The following is a 19,860-nucleotide window of genomic DNA, read 5'->3' as shown; positions in this document are numbered from 1 at the left end:
ACCGAGCAGTCGATCAGAATCATGTCTGCCCTTGCCCTGCGCATGTAGGAACATAGATAGACAAAGGAAGGGAGACCACGATGAGCACCCAAAATCTGCAGGACTATGTAAAGTTTCTCGAACAGCAGGTGAATGACGAGGGTCGCACCATTGAGCAGCTGAAATTTTTTCAGGATGCCCACGACAAGTTCAATATTTCAAATGCCAGCGCTTCCGATGATATCGCCGCCGATATTGCCAAGCGGGAAGAGTTCAAAACGCGCTACGAGGGCTATATCGCCGCCGCGAAGCAGAAGCTCGGCCTCGATTTTTGAACTACTGTCACACCTTCCTGGCGCGGCGCTCGATAATTTTGCGGAACACGTCGAGAAACGCCTCGACTTGATCAGGCGTTGCTGTTGGCTCAAGCGACACACGGATCGCTCCGAGACTATCTCCATGCCCCATGGCCGACAGCACATGGCTGGGGCCGACTTTTCCCGACGAGCAGGCCGATCCCGCCGACAGCGCAATACCGCCGAGATCAAAGGCGATCTGCACGGTTTCGGCCTTTTGCTCATCAAGGGAAAAGAACGTCGTGTTCGGCAGCCTGGCGACCGCTTGTCCGTAGATCAGCACATCCGGGGCGATCGCCTTCAACCCTGTTTCAAGCCTGTCCCGCATCGCCGGGGACCAGCCTTCGCCGTCCAGCCGCGCTTTGGCAATATCAGCCGCAACACCAAAACCTGCAATCAGCGGCAAAGCCTCGGTTCCCGCCCGATGTCCCTTCTCCTGACCGCCTCCGCGAACGAGCGCGCGCGGCATCATGAGATCGGAAACGGCGATAATTGCGCCAACACCTTTCGGCCCGCCAATCTTGTGCGAGGAAATTATGAGATAATCTCCGCAATTATCTGAAATATCTAATTTAATGCGCCCTGCAGCCTGTACCGCATCGACGATATAAATGCCGCCAGCGGCCTTGACGATAGCGGCAATCTCCGCAATTGGCTGGATGATGCCGGTTTCATTATTGGCAGCCTGTATTGCCACAAGCGGCAGCCCCTGGCTTTTGTCGTGACCGACGAGAGATGTTTTCAGGGCATCAAGTTCTATGATGCCGTTTGCATCAACCGGCAGGACGGTGACCTCCTGCGCAGCAAACTGACCGCCAGACAACATGCATGGATGTTCTGTGTCGCCTACGTAGAGGTGCGACAGGCGAACCGGTGAACGCCCCATCATGTAGTGAGGGGTCAGCAGCGTCGAAGCGGCTTCCGTTGCTCCCGATGTGAAGAAAACATGATCCGGTCTGGCATTAACGAGCGCTGCAACGCCGCGACGCGCCGCTTCAACGAGGGCGCGCGCGGCACGGCCTTCGCGATGCACGGAGGATGGATTGCCGGTGATGGCGAGCGCATTGATGACTGCATCCCGTGCCTCATCGAGCAACGGAGCACTGGCATTATAATCCAGATAGAGCCTCTTGCCGCTCCCGTTCACCGTACCTATCTCCTAAACAAAATTCTGGAAGCGCAATTTTCTTGAATTTTCAATCAAGAAAAGCCTATTAAGCCCCCATAGGAACTGAAACTCGCTTTCAGTCTGTCGAAATTTCAAACCGGTTCTAGAAGCGGCGTCCAACGACGTCAAGTTTCGCCGCCCAAGTCCGGTCTTCCCGTTACGAGCGGAGTACACATGCCAGAAGTCATTTTCAACGGCCCTGCCGGACGCCTCGAAGGTCGCTATCAGCCTTCCAAAGAAAAGAATGCTCCGATCGCGCTTATCCTTCATCCGCATCCGCAGTTCGGTGGGACGATGAACAACAAGATCGTTTATGATCTTTTCTACATGTTCCAGCAGCGCGGTTTCACCACGTTGCGCTTCAATTTTCGCGGCATCGGCCGCAGCCAGGGCGAATTCGACCATGGCGCAGGCGAATTGTCGGATGCTGCAAGCGCACTCGACTGGGTGCAGGCACTTCATCCGGATTCCAAGACGTGCTGGGTCGCCGGCTACTCGTTCGGTTCATGGATCGGCATGCAATTGCTGATGCGTCGCCCGGAAATCGAAGGCTTTATTTCTATTGCGCCGCAGCCGAACACCTATGATTTCTCCTTTCTGGCTCCCTGCCCTTCGTCGGGCCTCATCATCCATGGCGATCAGGACAAGGTTGCACCGCCGAAGGATGTGCAGGCTCTGGTCGACAAGCTGAAGACCCAGAAAGGCATCACGATCACCCAGAACACGATTTCGGGTGCGAACCACTTCTTCACCGGTCAGGGCGACGAACTCATCGAGGATTGCGCCGAGTATCTTGATCGCCGTCTGGCTGGCGAACTGGTTGAAGCACGTCCAAAGCGTCTGCGTTAATTCTTATAAAAATACGGCAAGTCGTTTTCCAGATTTGCAACGTCTTATCCGGCGGGTCTCCCGCCGGATTTTTCATGCGATGCTACTATGGCGATCAAATGATTCGTTTTCTCAGCTCCATCTTATAGGCGCGACATGCCGGTTTATGCTTTCCTCGCTATCGCCATCGTGTCCGAAGTCATCGGAACCCTCAGCCTCAAGGCGTCGGAAGGTTTCACGCGGCTTGGACCGTCTCTGATTGTCGTGATTGCTTACGGTCTGGCCTTCTATTTTCTATCGATGACGCTGAAGAGCATTCCCGTCGGTGTCGCCTATGCAGTTTGGTCGGGGATCGGCGTCACACTTGTCGCTCTGATCGGCTGGCTACTGTTCGGTCAGAAACTCGACCTGGCCGCAGTGCTCGGCATGGGATTGATCATTGCTGGTGTCATTGTGCTCAATCTGTTTTCCAACACGGCGCAACACTAGCGGCCTGATTCCGACATTTGCATTCCCCCGGATATGAGCACCGAGCAAATGTCGGAATCAAAAAAACTAGTAACTTTATGAATCTAGCGGGTTTTTCGAATTTGACGTTTGAAACAGGATTAATATCGGACGGGTATCAAGCGTCAAATTCAATCCACTAGAGCGCGTTTCGATCTGATTGAACCAGATCTGCGCTCTAACTGTTTTCTGACGTGCATCTTATCCGAAAACCGTCTCACACTTTTCGGGATGCGCTCTAAGACTAACGCTGGCTGCTTCCAATCGATGAAGTCAAATTACTGGTTCGCAACCCGACAATTCGGGAGCTTCCTTGTTATTGACGGTTGATTGGTGCTAAAGGCGGACTTATCACATGGATGTAAGCAGCCGCTTGCGACCAGTTTCAACTTCGCCTTATCAGTCAGGGAAAAGGAATGTCCGGTTTCAAATCCGATTTTCTTCGCACGCTTTCCGAGCGTGGCTTCATTCATCAGATTTCCGATGAAAGTGGCCTCGACGAATTGTTGGCCAAGGAAACCGTGACGGCCTATATCGGCTTCGATCCGACGGCTCCCAGCCTTCATGCAGGTGGCCTGATCCAGATCATGATGCTGCACTGGCTCCAGCAGACCGGGCACAAGCCTGTCGCGCTGATGGGCGGCGGCACCGGCATGGTCGGCGATCCGTCCTTCAAGGACGAAGCCCGCAAGTTGATGACTGAGGATACCATTGCCGAGAACATTGCCGGCATCAAGCGCGTCTTCGCCAACTACCTCACCTTTGGTGACGGTGCGACCGATGCCCTGATGGTCAACAATGCCGACTGGCTGCGCAACATCAACTACCTGGAATTTCTGCGCGATGTGGGCCGCCATTTCTCGGTCAACCGCATGCTGTCCTTCGATTCGGTGAAGATGCGCCTCGACCGCGAACAATCGCTGTCGTTCCTCGAATTCAACTACATGATCCTGCAGGCATACGACTTCGTGGAGCTGAGCAAGCGCCACGATATCCGTCTGCAGATGGGGGGCTCGGATCAGTGGGGAAATATCATCAACGGTATCGATCTCGGTCACCGTATGGGCACCCCACAGCTTTACGCTCTCACCTCGCCGCTACTGACGACCGCATCGGGCCAGAAGATGGGCAAGTCGCTGGGCGGTGCCATCTGGCTCAATGCGGAAATGCTGAGCGCCTACGACTTCTGGCAGTACTGGCGCAACACCGAAGATGCCGATGTCGAGCGGTTCCTGAAGCTCTACACGACACTTCCGCTGGACGAAATCGCCAGGCTGGCAGCGCTCGAAGGTTCCGAAATCAACGAAGCGAAAAAGATCCTCGCTACAGAAGTCACCGCCATTCTGCACGGTCGCGACACTGCCGAGGAATCTGCCGAAACAGCGCGCAAGACTTTTGAAGACGGCGAATTATCGGAAAATCTTCCGACAGTCGGTGTCCACAAGGCCACGCTCAATAGCGGCATTGGCATTCTGGCGCTGATGGTTCTGGCAGAACTTTGCACGACCAACGGCGAAGCGCGCCGTCACGTCGAAGGTGGCGCAGTGCGCATCAATGACGAGCCGGTCAGCGACCCTCGCATGACAGTCGACGCGGGTGCGTTGAACGATCAGGGCGTCATCAAGCTGTCACTCGGCAAGAAGCGCCACGTTCTGATCCGCCCCGCATAAGACGGAAATGTTTGAACAAATGAAGCCGGACCTCGCGTCCGGCTTTTTTTGTATCAGAACTCGAAGATCGAGCGGAATATGCCTGGCGCGATGACGGAGATCGGATTGACAATCACCTGTGGCTGCTTGGCGCTGCCGGTCAGCTTGTAGGTAATTCCGATCAGACCCCGATCACGTCCGTTGCCGAGCAGCGCACCAAAGATGGGCAATTCTCCGAACAGTCGGTTAACGCCATAGGCAGGCATAAACGTACCGGTAATCGACATATTGCCCTGCTTGTCATAGAGCGTTCCCTGGAAAGTCGTGCCGACGGTTGGGCCACGCACCACGCCCTTTGACAGATTCAGATAGCCATTGCCTTTTTCAATCAGCGAAAAGCCGCGCTCGATGTCAACGCGCGAAACGTCGATGTCACGCTTTACAGCCTGATTGAGACTTGTGCCTCCATTCGAGGGAGGGCTGGAAACGATCTTGGCCAAACGCGGTTCGTTGATAATCGCAAAGTTACGTGCATCGATCTGGCCGCGCAACGGACCATTGCCCTGTGCGGCGAGACCAACCGTGATCTTGCCACCGCGCATCTTGTCATAGAAATCGAAGAAGCGAAGAACCGCTCCCGCATCATTGGACTGCAACGAAATAGAGCGCGCATCGCCCTGATCGTTGTTTGTGGCCACAAAGGATTCACCGGACGACGTGATGGCATTCACCGATACGCCCGACACTTTGCTGCCCGCACTCTCGTAGGAGACCGCAACATTACGCAATGTTTCGCTGTTAAAGCCGCTGACTTCATCAATCTGGGCACTGACAACTACGCGCGGATTGTTGGATTTACCGCCGCTATTACCCTTCTCACCGAGATCGGAAACTTGCTTGATCAAAGCACGAGCATCAAATTTCGAGCCACGCACGTTGACGCGATAACCGCTCCCGCTTTTGGCCGCCTTTACCGCAAGATTATCGTTTCTGTTCAGGCGGATCTCGCTGAAATTCGCTGACTGGAAATCGCCTTTTGCAATGGAGAGATTTCCTTTGGCTCCGAAAGCATCACCGGAGAAGACAAGATTGTTGAGGTCCATCTTGCTTTTATCGTCCGCATTTTGGACGAGATCGAAACTTGCCGTCGCTGGTATGCCCGCGCCTTTACGCCATCCGAGCCAAGGCAAGTCGATCTGCGTTTTGCCAAGATCGGCGGAAACATGACGCTTGCCACCGTCCTCCATACCGAGATCAACCGACATTACACCGGAAAAGATGGAATTCAGGCCCGGAAAGACTGCATTACGGGTCTTGTCGTCGATATCCAGCCTGACATTCTGTTCCCGTTTGACCGATCCTGAACGATCAACCGGCTCAGTCATACTGATTTTTGCAGGAATCCCGTCAAGCTTGGCATCGGCGGTAATAATAGCTGCCGATTGATCGACCTCGATATTGCCTGTCGCATCGCTAACGGACGATCCTGCTATCGGTTTCGATATGTCGAGACCAGTGAAACCAATATCAGCGTTCCAGCTCAGCGTGCCAGGCGGCGGGTCTTTGGAAACAGCAAAATTCACCTTCACACGCGACTTCACATCCCCGGTCACGTCGCCAGGCAGAAACGGTACGTTCTTCAAAACGTCGATTGGCTTGTTTCCGGCGATTTCAGCGATAGCTGATGCCTCGCCGGAAACACCCAGATCCAGTTCTGCAATCACGGGACGTTGGGGACCCCAAGGAATAATCAGCGTACCGTCGGAAACATCGACCTTGCGGTTGTTTGGCGTATAGGCCACGCCTTTCAATAACTTGATAGTCGTATAGGCACCACGGACCGATATTTCGCCATCAGCATCCCGCACAGGCGGCAGTTCTCCGACCACATCGAAGCGCGTATCAACAACCTTAAAATCGGCCTTAATCTCATCACCCGTCAGTGGCGGAGGCAGTCCCGGTCCATTGAAGCGGCCACCTGCAAGTGAAATATCGATACGGCTGTCCTTGACGGTTCCGCCGAAGAGATTTCTCAGCACCCATTCGCGTGCGCCATCCGCAACATCGATCGGCCAGAGATGCTTGGCATCAGCAACCGGCATTTTGGGAATGCGCAGCATGAAGATCATTTCGGGCGAACCATCGCCAAATCCCATGCTTCCTTGGCCAAAGAGTTGCCCGGTTTCCGTCTGCACATCAAGATTGGCAAACTGAATGCGCTGCTGGTCTGCCATATAGCGCCCGGCGATGCGCGTTGCGAAGGACAGAGGCGGATCAGTCGATTCAGATGGCATGCTGGTCGCTGATGTGGTCAGGACCTCGAAGCGATATGTCGGCCCACCCGTATTGTTTTCAGTTTCAGGTTCGGGACCGAAAGCGCCGTTGAACTGCGCCTGCATGCCGCCAAGCTGCAGCCGCGACGGTTTGATCTCGATTTTGCGGCTACCCACGGTGTGTTCGAAATTGAGGCGAATAGCTCCGCGCACATCCTCAACCCTGCCGAGCTGCATATTTATGTCGTCCACCGCCAGTTCCGTCGCGAGACGTTCCGGTTTGTCGCCATCGGCCGCCGATCCGGTCAAGGACAAACGGGCCGATGCCTCCAATTCAAAATGGGCTGGATTAACGCGATTACCGTTTATAACGGGAGCGACTTCGGGCGGAGATCCCAATGCGAGGGGAATATCACGGACGTTCAGTTCAAAACCGGCAAGACTGTTATCGCCTGCATGCCGTTCAATATTGCCATCCAGGGCAATTTTCTTGCCTTTCCAGATGATACTGCCGGTAATGCCGATCTTCCCGTCACTTTCAATGAGACGGGCCTGCTCAATGCCCAGAACCTGCTGTTCATCACCGATCTTGAAAGTGATCGTGCTATTAAAAATGCCTATGACATGCGTTTCCTGCACGCGCAAAAGCTCAAGGCTACGGCGCATGGCGGCGAAAAGCTCACCTGAAACAGCATCAAAATCGAGAATGCCATGTTCGTCGTAAGGCAAAGATTTCCAAAATCCCGGCCCCTTGGTTTCCGGCATTTCAAAGGAAACACCATCCACTTCCAGCTGCGCCACACGAACCTTGCCAGCCAAAAGCGGCAGAGGTGCCAGCCCCAGACGCACGGACCTGATTCCGTTGATTTCGACGCCCTGTTTTGGATCCGCGATAGAGACGTTGCGGGCTTCAAGCGCAACATGGCTGTCCTGATCCAGCGACAGCGCCGCACTGCCTATTGATGCCGTGGCACCTTCGCCGAGAATATGTGTCAGGCTTTTCTGTGCTTCGTCGCGCAGAAGATTGCTGTCAACGCCGCTGCGAAGAACAACAAAACCGGCGCCAACTATGAGAACCAGAAGAATGCAGATCGATATAGCGGCATGGGAACAGCGCGATAACAAGGAACGGCTCGAACGCGCCGAACCGGGCAAAAAGCCACACTCGCTGTCAGAGGCGAGACGTTCGATTCTTTTCATCTCCCGCTTGCTGAAGCGGATATTCTGCGGTTTCTCTGTCAACAACCCAGCCAGAAAAAGAGTGTCATAGTCAACGATCCCTTATAATTTACTTTATTAAGAGACCGTAATTATCTGTATTATAATAACTTCCTGCCCGATCCACTCATTTGCGCCAGCAGCCTTGTGCCTATCAACCGACGTCCCGACGGCGCCAGATCAATGGTTGCACAAGCCTTGCCTGAATGCGATAGCTCAGACTTTAACAGGTGGTTTCCATCCTAATCCATAAAAGAAAGGCACAGATATGGCTCATCCCCAGGTTGGCGACCCGGCACCCGATTTTACTTTGCCTTCGGATATTGATGAAATCTCCCTGTCGTCTCTCAAAGGCAAACCAGTTGTCATCTACTTCTATCCGAAAGATGACACTTCCGGCTGCACCAAAGAAGCAATTGCTTTCTCTCAGCTGAAACCGGAATTCGACAAGATCGGCGTTCGCATCATTGGCCTTTCTCCCGATAGCGCGACGAAACATGCGAAATTTCGCAAGAAGCACGACCTGACCGTCGATCTTGCTGCCGATGAAGATCGCGTGGCGCTTGAAGCCTATGGCGTGTGGGTGGAAAAAAGCATGTATGGCCGCAAATATATGGGCGTGGAACGCACGACCTTTCTGATCGACACAGATGGGCGGATCGCCCGTATCTGGAACAAGGTCAAGGTCGATGGCCATGCCGAGGCCGTACTGGAAGCTGCCCGCGCGCTTTGAACAATGACAAACAAGCCATCATTCGAGCAGACGCTGCGCGGCAACGCTATCCGCGCCATATCAGCTTGCGATCTGGACGAAAAGGTCAGGCTGACGCGAGAGACTGCTCATCGTTGGTTCGGGCGCAGGCTTTCCATCCGTAGCCCTCTCGATCCGCCCCTGCCTGAGCGTCCCGGACGTCCTGCAAAGCCGGAACTCGTGCCTCCCCGCATGTTAAAAAAGCGTTCGCTCAACACCGAACATGGGCGTATTGCGCTGATGCATGCGCTTGCCCATATCGAATTGAATGCCATCGACCTTGCGCTCGATATCGTCGCCCGTTTTGCCGCCAAACAGATACCGCGCAGTTTCTTCGACGGCTGGATGAAAGTCGCCGATGACGAAGCGCGGCATTTCACGCTGCTGCGTGATCGTCTCAAGTCGCTTGGCGCAGACTATGGTGACATGCCCGCTCATGACGGGCTTTGGCAATCTGCACACCAGACCCGTAATGACCTTGAAGCTCGCCTGGCTGTCGTGCCGCTCATTCTCGAGGCGCGTGGGCTTGATGTTACGCCATCTCTGCTCGAGAAAATGGTTGAGACCGGCGACCATGAGACTGCAGCAATTCTCGACGTCATCTACAATGACGAGAAAACCCATGTCGCCGTTGGAGCAAAATGGTTTCGTTTCTTTTGCGCACGGAATAAAATCGATCCGGCAGCAAGATTTCGCGAACTGGTTCGCGCCAATTTCCGCGGTGACCTGAAACCGCCGTTCAACGAACTGGCACGCGCCGAAGCAGGATTGACACCGTCCTTTTATCGCTCCCTGTCGCCGGTATCGATCTAGCCGTTCATCAAAAACTTTCCTGCCGAAAACAATCCCGCTCGCATGGCCCGCGCAAGCCTCAAATGTAAAGGTCTGTTAACCCTAATAAGTTGTAATCAGGTTAGGGAATCGAGAAGGGGCATGCGGCTGGCATGACTGGGAATCAGGCGAAAGCATCGACGAAAAAGGTGTTCGGAGAACGCAAGGAGCCGCCTGTCCTGATTATTGCGCACGGCGAGAAGATCAGCCACTTAACATTTCGTCCGTGGATGGCCGCTCTTGGAGGCGCTGCTTTTCTGGCGCTTTCGGCGAGCTATCTTGGAGCGACCGCCTATCTCGTGCTTCGCGACGACCTGATGAGCGCTGGTATCGCACGCCATGCTCGCAACCAGCAGCTCTATGAAGACCGCATTTCAGCCCTTCGCACCGAGGTTGACCGCATTACCAGCCGGCAGATGCTCGATCAACAGGTGATGGAAAATAAGGTCGCCGAACTGATGCAGCGCCAGCAAACGCTGAGTGCGCGCGACGGAAAACTTGCACCGCTCCTGGAGCGAGCTTCACAATTGCAGCCAATGCCAGAAATTCCGACAGAAAGCGCGCCGGATCTTGAGCAGCATAGCCAACTTATCCCTGATGAAGCGCTGGCAGGACGCGATTTTCCGGGTATCGATCCGATCATAACCGGGCCTGTGCCAGGAAAACCTCCTGTAGGGAAGCCTGACCGTCGCGCCGAAGCTGGTTCCATTGGATTGCGTCTTTCGGGCGGACTTTCGGGTGAATCGACACTTGAGACTTCCGACAAGATATTAGCTACCATCACTCAAAACCTTCATCGCATTGAAAGCGAGCAGAATGGCAGAGTGCGTGTGCTGGCTGACGCCGCCTATGAAAAAGCCGACAGCATTCTCGACACTTTGAATGCGGCCGGACTGCGTATAGAAACCCCGAACAATACGGCCATTGCGATAGGCGGACCGCTTATCCCGTTATCTTTCACCGGTACGATGGTCAACGATTTCGATATGCAATTGCGTAACCTCGATAGCGCGCTTGACCGGCTTGATCAGGTACGCAAACGGGTCAGTGCCCTGCCCCTTGCGAACCCGGCGCCGGACAAGCCGGTTACGAGTCTGTTCGGTGTGCGTCGCGATCCATTTCTTGGAACGGCTGCATTCCATTCCGGTATCGACTTCCGCGCTGCCTACGGAGAGTCCGTGAAATCCACCGCATCCGGCAAAATCGTGAAGGCAGGTCGTTTTGGCGGATATGGCAATATGGTCGAGATTGACCATGGCAATGGATTCTCGACCCGTTTTGCCCATTTGAGCCGTGTGCTTGTACGCAACGGACAACAGATTGCCGCTGGAACGATTGTCGGTGAAGCAGGAAGTTCGGGGCGCTCGACCGGGAGCCATTTACATTATGAAGTTCGTGAAAACGGGCGTGCAGTCAATCCGGTCAATTTCCTCAAGGCTGGTAAACAGATAGAGCCCTTGCTTTGAGTTACTGAAACGAGAAAACCCGGCCAGAGCCGGGTTTCGTTTTCTATGCACATACCTGCAATTAATCAGTCAATGTCATCGACCAATTCGCCGCCACCCTGAATACGGTGGGCAAGTGCGGCTTCCATAAATGGCGTAACGGAACCATCCAGCACTTCCTGCGGGTTGGTACTCTCAACGCCAGTACGGAGATCCTTGACGAGCTGATAAGGCTGCAGAACGTATGAGCGAATCTGGTGTCCCCAACCAATATCGGTCTTGGTGGCATTCGCCGCATCCGTCGCTTCTTCGCGCTTTTTTAGTTCCTCTTCGTAGAGGCGGGCGCGCAACATCGACCATGCCTTTTCGCGGTTCTTGTGCTGTGAGCGTTCGGCCTGACACTGTACCACAATTCCAGTCGCGATATGCGTGATACGCACTGCCGAGTCGGTAGTGTTGACGTGCTGGCCTCCAGCGCCAGAAGCGCGGTAGGTATCGATTCGAACATCCGCTTCCGTAACCTGCACATCAATGTTGTCATCGATCACAGGATAGACCCAGATGCTGGCGAAGGACGTGTGACGGCGAGCGTTGGAATCATAAGGCGAGATACGGACCAGACGATGGACGCCCGATTCTGTCTTCATCATGCCGTATGAATTGTGCCCTTTGACGAGAATGGTTGCTGACTTGATGCCCGCTTCTTCGCCTTCATGCACTTCCATCACTTCGACTTTGCGACCGCTGCGTTCTGCCCAGCGCGTATACATGCGCAGGAGCATCGACGCCCAGTCCTGGCTTTCCGTGCCGCCGGCACCCGCATGCACTTCGACATAGGTATCGTTCGCGTCGGCTTCACCCGAGAGCAACATATCGATCTGACGGCGATCAATCTCTTCCTTCAGTTCGCGGATAGTATTTTCCGCATCCTGAATGATCGACCTGTCGTCTTCCTCTTCGCCCATGGCGATAAGTTCTATGCTGTCGTTCAGCGTCTGCGTCAGGTGGTTGATGCCATTAATGCTGTCCTCCAGCTGCTGGCGCTCGCGCATCAGCTTCTGGGCTTCCTGAGCATCATTCCAAAGTGCGGGATCTTCAGCTCTCTGGTTGAGATAGCCGAGACGTTTTATCGCCTGATCCCAGTCAAAGATGCCTCCTCAGCAGGCTTATGGCCTGCTGGATTTCGTCAACCAGCGTCTCGATTTCCGCGCGCATGGGCAAATCGTTCCTTCAATATCAGTCAATTTCATTTGAGAAGCCAAGCCAGTCGGTTACGAGGCTCAGGCCTTCGGGCATGGACGGACAGTCCACGCGCCGCGGACCATAGTGAGCATGCGGCGCGCTGTAAAGGGCAAAGCCCTGCATTCCAGGTCAGTAAAGTCCGCCGGAACCTGAGTTGATCGCACGTGTTGCCTGCGGCGACTGTGGTGCAACCGGAGAACCTTCACGGAAGGTATCCATGCCGATGACCGAATAGCTATCTGACGGCCCTGTACCTGGCTTGAACGCTTCCATGATTACATTCGGATCGCCCGAATTGGCGCGCATGCCGGTCTTGCGGTTGATAGCAATAACCGTCATGCCTTCAGGTACACGAAAGTCCACTTTCGGCGTTCCGACCAAAGCCTGTTCCATGAAGGACTTGAATACTGGTGCAGCCAGGCCACCACCCGTATTGCCGCGCCCAAGCGATGTTGGGGTGTCGTAACCCATGAAGACGCCGACCACGAGATCGGGTGTGAAACCCACAAACCAGGCATCCTTTTCATCGTTCGTCGTGCCGGTTTTACCGGCCATCGGACGATCAAGGCTCTTCAATATTTGCGCAGTACCGCGTTGAACGACACCTTCCATCATCGAGGTAATCTGATAGGCAGTCATCGGATCAAGAACCTGATCGCGATTATCGATCAGCGTCGGCTCGTCCTGATTTGCCCAATCCTGCGCGTTGCAGCCCTCGCACTGACGGTTGTCGTGCTTGAATACGGTTTTGCCGTAGCGATCCTGGATACGATCTACCATTGACGGTGTTATGCTCTGGCCGCCATTTGCGATGATGGAATAGGCCGTCACCATACGGAGAACCGTCGTTTCGCCTGCACCGAGAGCCATCGAAAGAACCGGCAACATCTTGTCATAGATGCCGAAGCGTTCGGCATATTCGGCCACGAGCTTCATGCCCATGTCCTGCGCCAGACGCACTGTCATGACATTACGCGACTGTTCGATACCGTAGCGCAACGTAGAAGGACCAGAGAACTTGCCCGAATAATTCTTCGGTGCCCAGACACCTAACGAACCACCCTGATTTATCTCCAGCGGACCATCCAGAACTACGGAAGCAGGCGTATAGCCATTATCCAGGGCCGCCGCATAGACGAAGGGCTTGAACGAGGAACCGGGCTGACGATAGGCCTGCGTTGCTCGATTAAACTCCGATTCTGCATAAGAGAAACCGCCAACCATGGCCAGAACACGGCCCGTGTGCGGGTCCATGGCAACGAGCGCTCCTTCAAGCTTCGGCGGCTGCTGGAGACGGAAACGGGATTCGCCTTGCTTGGAGACATAAATGATGTCGCCCGCCTTCAGAACACCTTCCGGCGACTTAGCGCTGGTACGCTTGCCGCCGATATTGACGACGCGCATGGCCCACTTCATATCATCGGCGGCGATGAAGGCGCGTTTGCGCTCCTTGCTGCGCGAGCCCGATGCTTCAAGCGGCGGCTGCAGACCGATATCTGCGCCAGCAGCCGAAACATTGAGCACGATTGCCAGTTGCCATTCCGGTATATCGCCGTATGACTGCATGTCACCAAATGCCGTACCCCAGTCGTTACCGAGTTCGACATTTTTCATGGGGCCACGCCAACCGCGCGCCTCGTCATAGCGGAGAAGTGCTGATTGCAAGGACTTGCGAGCTTCAACCTGCAACGTCGGGTTGAGCGTGGTGCGAACCGAAAGGCCGCCCTCATAAAGCGCATCTACGCCGTATTTCTGAATGATCTGGCGGCGCACTTCCTCGGTAAAATACTCCGACGCAAACACATAATGAGCGTCCGAACGCTCCTTCACGCCGAGCGGTTGTTTCTTGGCTTCCGTCGCTTCTTCGGCAGTGATGTAACCGTTTTCGCTCATCCGGTCGATCACCCAGTTGCGGCGCTCGATAGCGCGCTCAGGCTGACGGAAAGGATGATAATTGTTTGGACCTTTCGGCAGGGCTGCAAGATATGCGCTCTCTGCTATGGAAAGTTCACCGACCGATTTGTCGAAATAGGTCAGTGCCGCGCTGGCAATACCATACGAACCGAGACCGAAGAAAATTTCATTGAGATAGAGCTCGAGAATACGGTCCTTGGAATAGGCCTGCTCGATGCGCATCGCCAGAATGGCTTCCTTGATCTTGCGATCATAGGTCTGCTTAGACGTCAGCAGGAAGTTTTTTGCGACCTGCTGTGTGATCGTGGATGCGCCAACCGGACGGCGACCAGAGCCCATATTCTTGACGTTTGTTATCATGGCGCGAGCGAGACCCGCGAAATCGAGACCATGATGTTCGTAGAAGGTCTTGTCTTCAGCTGAAACGAAAGCCGCTTTCACGCGGTTCGGCACTGCCTGAATGGGAATATAAAGGCGGCGCTCACGAGCGAACTCCGCCATGAGGCTACCATCCGAGGCATGCACGCGCGTCATTACGGGAGGCTCGTACTTTGCGAGCACCTCGTAATCTGGCAAATCCTTCGTGAGACTTCCGACGTAAAGGGCGACGCCACCTGCCACCAGGAGCATCAGCACCGTTCCGATCCCGAAGAAATATCCGATAAGCCTTACCATAAATGCGGAATCCTGCCTTCAGATTATTCATATGATAAGGGTCAAAGCACGAACAGCCAACCCTTTAACCCATTTATGCCATACGGCGACCACTGGCTTACTGACCAGCAAATGAGTCAAAGGCAAGATGGTCTACGTGTTTTTACCAATTTAACGCGGTCACTTTCGTCCACACGACGAAAATCCAGAAAACTGTTGCATGCATGCATCTTATAAGCTGAAGCGTATCTAACTCCAAGCGGGACATTTTAACTTTCTAGGTCCCTACCCTTTGCTCATGCTTGCTGGATGCTTCAGCGCTTCGAATGCTTTGATCGCAATCGCCAGCCGGTCCGCGAGCCTCTTACGCCATTCCGGGTTACTGATCAGCTTTTCATCCTCAGCGTTCGACAGATACCCGATTTCAATCAGAACGGACGGCACGTCCGGCGCGCGCAACACCTGAAAACCGGCAAAGCGGTGCGGATTGTTGATGAGATTCACTTGTCCTTGAAGAGAATGGATCACCTTCTCGGCAAAACTCAACGAGAACGTATGCGTTTCCCGCCTTGTCAGATCGAGAAGAATATCGGTGACCTCGGGTTGCTCCTCGGGCACCGCTCCTGCAAGGGTGTCAGACTTGTTTTCACGTTCAGCCATGGCGCGCGCGACAGAATCCGATGCCTTGTCGGAAATTGTATAAACTGTCGCGCCGCGAATATCGTGCTGGTTAATCGTATCGGCGTGGATGGAGATGAACAGGTCCGCCTCATGCTGTCGGGCGATCCGTACGCGTTCTGAAAGACGCAGGAAGATGTCGTCGTCGCGGGTCATCAGCACTTTTATGTTCTTGTCCTGTGCCAGACGATCCCTCAGCTCTCGGCCGAAAGCGAGCGTCAGATCTTTTTCCTTGATGCCACTCAGGCTCTCCGCACCGCTGTCGATGCCGCCGTGACCGGGGTCAATCATGACTGTGAACGGACGAACTGCCCCATTCTGCTTGGATGCCAGAACGGGCTTTTCACTACGATCCGTCGAGCTCGTAATTTCCTCACGGCTTTTCAGCTGCTCTGCAAACTCCCGGTCTGACGTTGCCACGATATCGGCTACCAAGCGATAACCCGATGCGCTTTCATTTTTCAGAACACGAAGATCCTCGACCTTGAAGGGACCACGTAGTGTTAAGATCAGACGTGAACGCCCCTTTCCGACAAGTCCATAACGAACACGGGATATCAGCCCTCGCGCCTCCAGACTTTTTTCATCAAAACCAAACCGTGTCTCCGGCAGGTCGACGACGAAGCGATGAGGATTGTCAAGAATCAGGGTCGAGAGCTTTGGCTCCCGATCGAACATCACGACGACGCGCGTTCGCAGATCATCGCCGGCCATACGGAAAGTCAGCGCAGATAATGGAGAAGTCACACGATCGGCGGCAAAGGCAGGCGCGGACGGGAACAGCCAAACAGACAAAAGAGCGACCAATGCCAAAAAGCATCGCGCACCCAGCAATCGTGTTATAGCGTTTTCAGCGCTTCGAAAATGCATCGGCCGCCACAATCAAGAATCTCATTGAATGACTGGTATCAATAATCGCGATACCGGCACGCTTGCCCCTGCACCATCTCGCCCGAATACCCATAAAAACACTCGTACAGAATTACAGTTAATGAAGGATTTCCAGCCGTATTTCGACCTTGAATAGGGCCTATACTCAGCTTTCGGCAAAATTGCGATACGAATGTCAAATGATATTCGTACTTGTCATCGTTCAAACGACGCCATAAAAGCAATCGAAGGTTTTGGGTGAACTACCAGAATCGTTTGCCGGTTCTCAAAATGAACTGCAAGGAACGGTAGTGAAAACAGCGGCATATTCATTCGCCGCCCCCGATAACCAGCACAGAATTCAGCGGAGATGTGGCTCCCCGCCCTCCGTTTCTATCGGCCGACTGCGCATCTTTACGCGCTGTCGCCAACGCTCGAAAAGAGCAATGAGGTCGGCCCGGCTTTTCCGGGTCATATATGAGGTCGTTTCGTTCGGAACAGCTATGGGTCAAGCAAGACTGACCACTGCAAGCCTGAAGACCGTGATCGCCGCGAGGCCGTCGCGCGCGGAGGCAGCAGCTTTTATTCCGACGAACCCAGAACCATCCGGCAGACGCAGCGCAGCGAGCACGACAGCCCTCAGGGTTTCGTCCGGCACACGCGTTTTGCGTCTTCGTGCCGGCAGGAAAGACAATAATGTCCAACAAAATGCTTATAGATGCCTCCCACCCGGAGGAGACCCGGGTTATCGTCACTCGGGGCAACAAGATTGAAGAATTCGACTTTGAGTCGGAACACAAGAAGCAGCTGAAAGGCAATATCTACCTTGCACGCGTCACCCGCGTCGAACCATCGCTTCAGGCTGCGTTCGTGGAATATGGCGGCAATCGCCATGGTTTCCTTGCGTTTTCGGAAATCCATCCTGACTACTACCAGATCCCGGTAGCAGACCGTCTTGCGCTGCTCGAAGCGGAAGCAAAGGCCGCACGCGCGGAAGACGATGAAGATGAACCCCGCGCCAAGAGCGAGCGCAGTGACCGGAATGATCGCTCGCGCCGCAACCGTCGTCGCGGTCGTCGTGACGGCCAGAACGGTGATGCGCAGGCCAATGCGGCTGACAGGGGATTGCCTGCCGCAGAGCCTGTCGGTCCGGCTTTTGAGAATTACGTGCCTGGCACACCGGCCATTGCCCTTTCGCAGAAAAGCGATGTGATTTCTGAAGCCGTCGACAACGGCGACGAGGACGACATCGAGCATGAAGAGGACATGGTCGAATCTGTCGGTTCGGAAGATGCACTTGAGGAGCTTCCGACACCTGCCCGCACCAATCGCCGCCAGTACAATATTCAGGAAGTGATCAAGCGTCGCCAGATTCTTCTGGTGCAGGTGGTCAAGGAAGAGCGCGGCAACAAGGGCGCAGCTCTCACGACCTATCTTTCGCTTGCCGGACGCTATTCGGTACTGATGCCGAACACGGCACGGGGCGGCGGCATTTCGCGCAAGATCACCAATCCGCAGGACCGCAAGCGCCTCAAGGAAATCGTCAAAGAACTCGAAGTGCCGCAGGGCATGGGCGTGATCCTGCGCACGGCTGGTGCTAACCGCACCAAAGCCGAAGTCAAGCGCGACCACGAATACCTGATGCGTCTTTGGGAAAATGTGCGCACGCTGACACTGCAATCGACCGCACCTGCCCTCGTCTATGAAGAAGGCAGCCTGATCAAGCGTTCGATCCGTGACCTTTATAACAAGGACATCTCGGAGATTCTCGTTTCCGGTGAAAATGGTTACCGCGAGGCCAAAGACTTCATGCGCATGCTCATGCCGAGCCATGCAAAGGTCGTTCAGCCTTACCGCGAACAGGTTCCTATCTTCATGCGCAACGGTGTTGAAGCGCAGCTCGACCGCATGCTGCTGCCGCAGGTCACGCTCAAATCGGGCGGTTACCTGATTATCAACCAGACGGAAGCGCTCGTCGCCATCGACGTCAATTCGGGCCGTTCGACGCGCGAACATTCGATTGAGGACACCGCGCTCCAAACCAATCTGGAAGCTGCTGAAGAAGTCGCGCGCCAGTTGCGCCTGCGCGATCTTGCCGGTCTGATCGTCGTCGACTTCATCGACATGGAAGAAAAGCGCAACAATCGTGCTGTCGAAAAGAAGATGAAGGAATGCCTGAAGGATGATCGTGCCCGTATTCAGGTAGGCCGCATCTCTCATTTCGGTCTTCTGGAAATGTCGCGTCAGCGTATCCGCGCATCCGTGCTGGAAAGCACAATGCAGGTCTGCCCGCATTGCGGCGGCACCGGTCATATCCGCTCGGATTCCTCCATGGCACTGCACATCATTCGCGGCATTGAGGACTATCTGCTGCGTCATTCCGGTTTCGACATTCATGTCCGCACACCGGCTGCCTCGGCGCTTTATGTTCTCAATCACAAGCGCCAGCTTCTCGCCGATCTGGAAGGACGTTTTGGTGTAGCGATCAGCATCGACGCCGACGAGAGCGTCAGCCACCAGCATTTTGTCATCGACAAGGGTGCTCCGTCCACACGGCCGATCAGCCAGCCTCCGGTACAGCCGATGGCCTATATCGAGGACGATATCGAAGATCCGGAAATCCCGGTCGATGAGGACGAAGCCGAAGAAGAAACGACAGCAGACGTTCAGGCTCGCGAAGATCGTGGTGACGAAGGTGATCGCAAGCGCCGTCGCCGTCGCCGCCGTCGCGGTGGTCGTGATCGCGAGAACCCGGAACAGGCTGCAAAGACCGATTCCGTTTCGAATGATGCCTCCGACGAAGATGATGACGCGGATGACGCGCAGGATTCATCTTCGAATGCTTCGCTGAGCGAAGAAGATCGTCGCAAGAAGCGTCGCCGCGGTCGCCGGGGCGGACGCAAGAACCGTCGTGATGACGAACCGCGTGCACGCAAGGTTCCTGATCCAGAATTCGTCGGTTACACGCCGGTTCTGCCGGTCAAGGCCGAGGAAGCTGTTGTCGAAGCAGTGGCAGCGGTGGAACAAACAGCTGAAGTCGCTGAAGCTGCGGTTCCGGTTACCGAAGCAGCAGTTGAGGAAAAGCCTGCCAAGCCTGCCCGTAAGCCCCGCGCTCGCAAGTCTGCGAAGACTGAAGAAGCGGCTGAGGATGTCATTACTGCTGAAGCAGCAGAAAAGCCTGCCAAGCCTGCTCGCAAGACCCGTAGCCGCAAGAAGGCAGCCGAAGAGGCTCCTGCCGAGCCGGTAGTGGTCGCTGACGAACCTAAAGCGGAAACCGAGAAGCCGAAGCGGCGCACTCGCAGAGCTGCTGCGAAACCAGCCGTTGAAGTCGAAGAGACGGTTGCAGTCGAAGCAGAAGTGACGACGATTGCCGAGCCGCAGAAAAGCGCTGAGCCCGTTGTGACTTCAAGCGAGAGCGAAGACCAGAAGCCCAAGCGCGCTGGCTGGTGGCAGAAGAAGGGCTTCTTCTGAAACCCGTTTCATAATTGAAATGAAAA

General features: G+C 54.8%; 14 protein-coding genes. 8 read left to right on the top strand and 6 right to left on the bottom strand.

Annotated features, from left to right (window positions below):
* The first annotated feature begins 80 nt into the window (after positions 1-80).
* Complete coding sequence (locus JNC70_RS15060; protein ID WP_104757252.1) at positions 81-314, top strand: hypothetical protein; 234 nt, start codon at positions 81-83, stop codon at positions 312-314.
* Between the two features lie 7 nt (positions 315-321).
* On the opposite strand, the gene JNC70_RS15055 is transcribed toward JNC70_RS15060, so the two are convergent.
* Positions 322-1,482: a cysteine desulfurase family protein gene (locus JNC70_RS15055; protein WP_104757253.1), complete on the bottom strand. Its 1,161-nt coding sequence runs from the start codon at positions 1,480-1,482 to the stop codon at positions 322-324.
* Between the two features lie 195 nt (positions 1,483-1,677).
* On the opposite strand from JNC70_RS15055, the gene JNC70_RS15050 reads away from it, so the two are divergent.
* The 3 genes from JNC70_RS15050 (at position 1,678) to tyrS (ending at position 4,508) form a co-directional block, all read left to right on the top strand.
* The gene (locus JNC70_RS15050; RefSeq protein ID WP_104757254.1) at positions 1,678-2,352 is read left to right on the top strand and encodes an alpha/beta hydrolase; all 675 of its coding nucleotides are present in this window, start codon (positions 1,678-1,680) and stop codon (positions 2,350-2,352) included.
* Between the two features lie 135 nt (positions 2,353-2,487).
* Positions 2,488-2,820: a DMT family transporter gene (locus tag JNC70_RS15045; RefSeq protein ID WP_104757255.1), complete on the top strand. Its 333-nt coding sequence runs from the start codon at positions 2,488-2,490 to the stop codon at positions 2,818-2,820.
* Positions 2,821-3,254: 434 nt separating this feature from the next.
* The gene (tyrS, locus tag JNC70_RS15040; RefSeq protein WP_104757256.1) at positions 3,255-4,508 is read left to right on the top strand and encodes a tyrosine--tRNA ligase; all 1,254 of its coding nucleotides are present in this window, start codon (positions 3,255-3,257) and stop codon (positions 4,506-4,508) included.
* Between the two features lie 53 nt (positions 4,509-4,561).
* Here the strand turns inward: tyrS and JNC70_RS15035 are convergent, their stop codons facing one another.
* A complete protein-coding gene (locus JNC70_RS15035; protein ID WP_104757257.1) occupies positions 4,562-7,960 on the bottom strand; it encodes a DUF3971 domain-containing protein in 3,399 nt (1,132 codons plus the stop codon).
* Positions 7,961-8,246: 286 nt separating this feature from the next.
* Between JNC70_RS15035 and JNC70_RS15030 the strand changes: the two genes are divergently transcribed.
* The 3 genes from JNC70_RS15030 (at position 8,247) to JNC70_RS15020 (ending at position 11,026) form a co-directional block, all read left to right on the top strand.
* Positions 8,247-8,711, top strand: a complete 465-nt coding sequence (locus tag JNC70_RS15030; RefSeq protein WP_104757258.1) for a peroxiredoxin — start codon at positions 8,247-8,249, stop codon at positions 8,709-8,711.
* A 3-nt stretch (positions 8,712-8,714) separates the two neighbouring features.
* A complete protein-coding gene (locus JNC70_RS15025; protein WP_104757259.1) occupies positions 8,715-9,542 on the top strand; it encodes a ferritin-like domain-containing protein in 828 nt (275 codons plus the stop codon).
* A gap of 131 nt (positions 9,543-9,673) precedes the next feature.
* Positions 9,674-11,026: a M23 family metallopeptidase gene (locus JNC70_RS15020; protein WP_104757260.1), complete on the top strand. Its 1,353-nt coding sequence runs from the start codon at positions 9,674-9,676 to the stop codon at positions 11,024-11,026.
* Between the two features lie 65 nt (positions 11,027-11,091).
* On the opposite strand, the gene prfB is transcribed toward JNC70_RS15020, so the two are convergent.
* The 4 genes from prfB to JNC70_RS15000 all read right to left on the bottom strand — a co-directional run bounded on the left by prfB (position 11,092) and on the right by JNC70_RS15000 (position 17,057).
* Positions 11,092-12,220, bottom strand: a protein-coding gene (gene prfB / locus JNC70_RS15015) for a peptide chain release factor 2 (protein ID WP_374788652.1) whose coding sequence is annotated in 2 segments (ribosomal slippage) — positions 11,092-12,150 and positions 12,152-12,220 — 1,128 coding nt in all. Because the reading frame shifts where the segments join, the coding sequence is not laid out codon by codon here.
* Between the two features lie 156 nt (positions 12,221-12,376).
* Positions 12,377-14,836, bottom strand: coding sequence for a penicillin-binding protein 1A (locus JNC70_RS15010; protein ID WP_104757262.1), 2,460 nt, complete (start codon positions 14,834-14,836; stop codon positions 12,377-12,379).
* 264 nt (positions 14,837-15,100) lie between these two features.
* Entirely contained in the window at positions 15,101-16,363 is a 1,263-nt protein-coding gene (locus tag JNC70_RS15005) for an N-acetylmuramoyl-L-alanine amidase (RefSeq protein ID WP_104757263.1), read from the bottom strand.
* 508 nt (positions 16,364-16,871) lie between these two features.
* Positions 16,872-17,057, bottom strand: a complete 186-nt coding sequence (locus tag JNC70_RS15000) for a hypothetical protein (protein WP_104757264.1) — start codon at positions 17,055-17,057, stop codon at positions 16,872-16,874.
* Positions 17,058-17,059: 2 nt separating this feature from the next.
* Between JNC70_RS15000 and JNC70_RS14995 the strand changes: the two genes are divergently transcribed.
* Complete coding sequence (locus JNC70_RS14995; RefSeq protein WP_104757265.1) at positions 17,060-19,834, top strand: Rne/Rng family ribonuclease; 2,775 nt, start codon at positions 17,060-17,062, stop codon at positions 19,832-19,834.
* Positions 19,835-19,860: the final 26 nt, after the last annotated feature.

Source organism: Brucella oryzae, from assembly GCF_041929965.1.
GTDB classification, from domain to species: domain Bacteria; phylum Pseudomonadota; class Alphaproteobacteria; order Rhizobiales; family Rhizobiaceae; genus Brucella; species Brucella oryzae.
The sequence above is the reverse complement of the archived record's forward strand: the minus strand, read 5'-3'. Positions and strand labels throughout refer to the sequence as shown.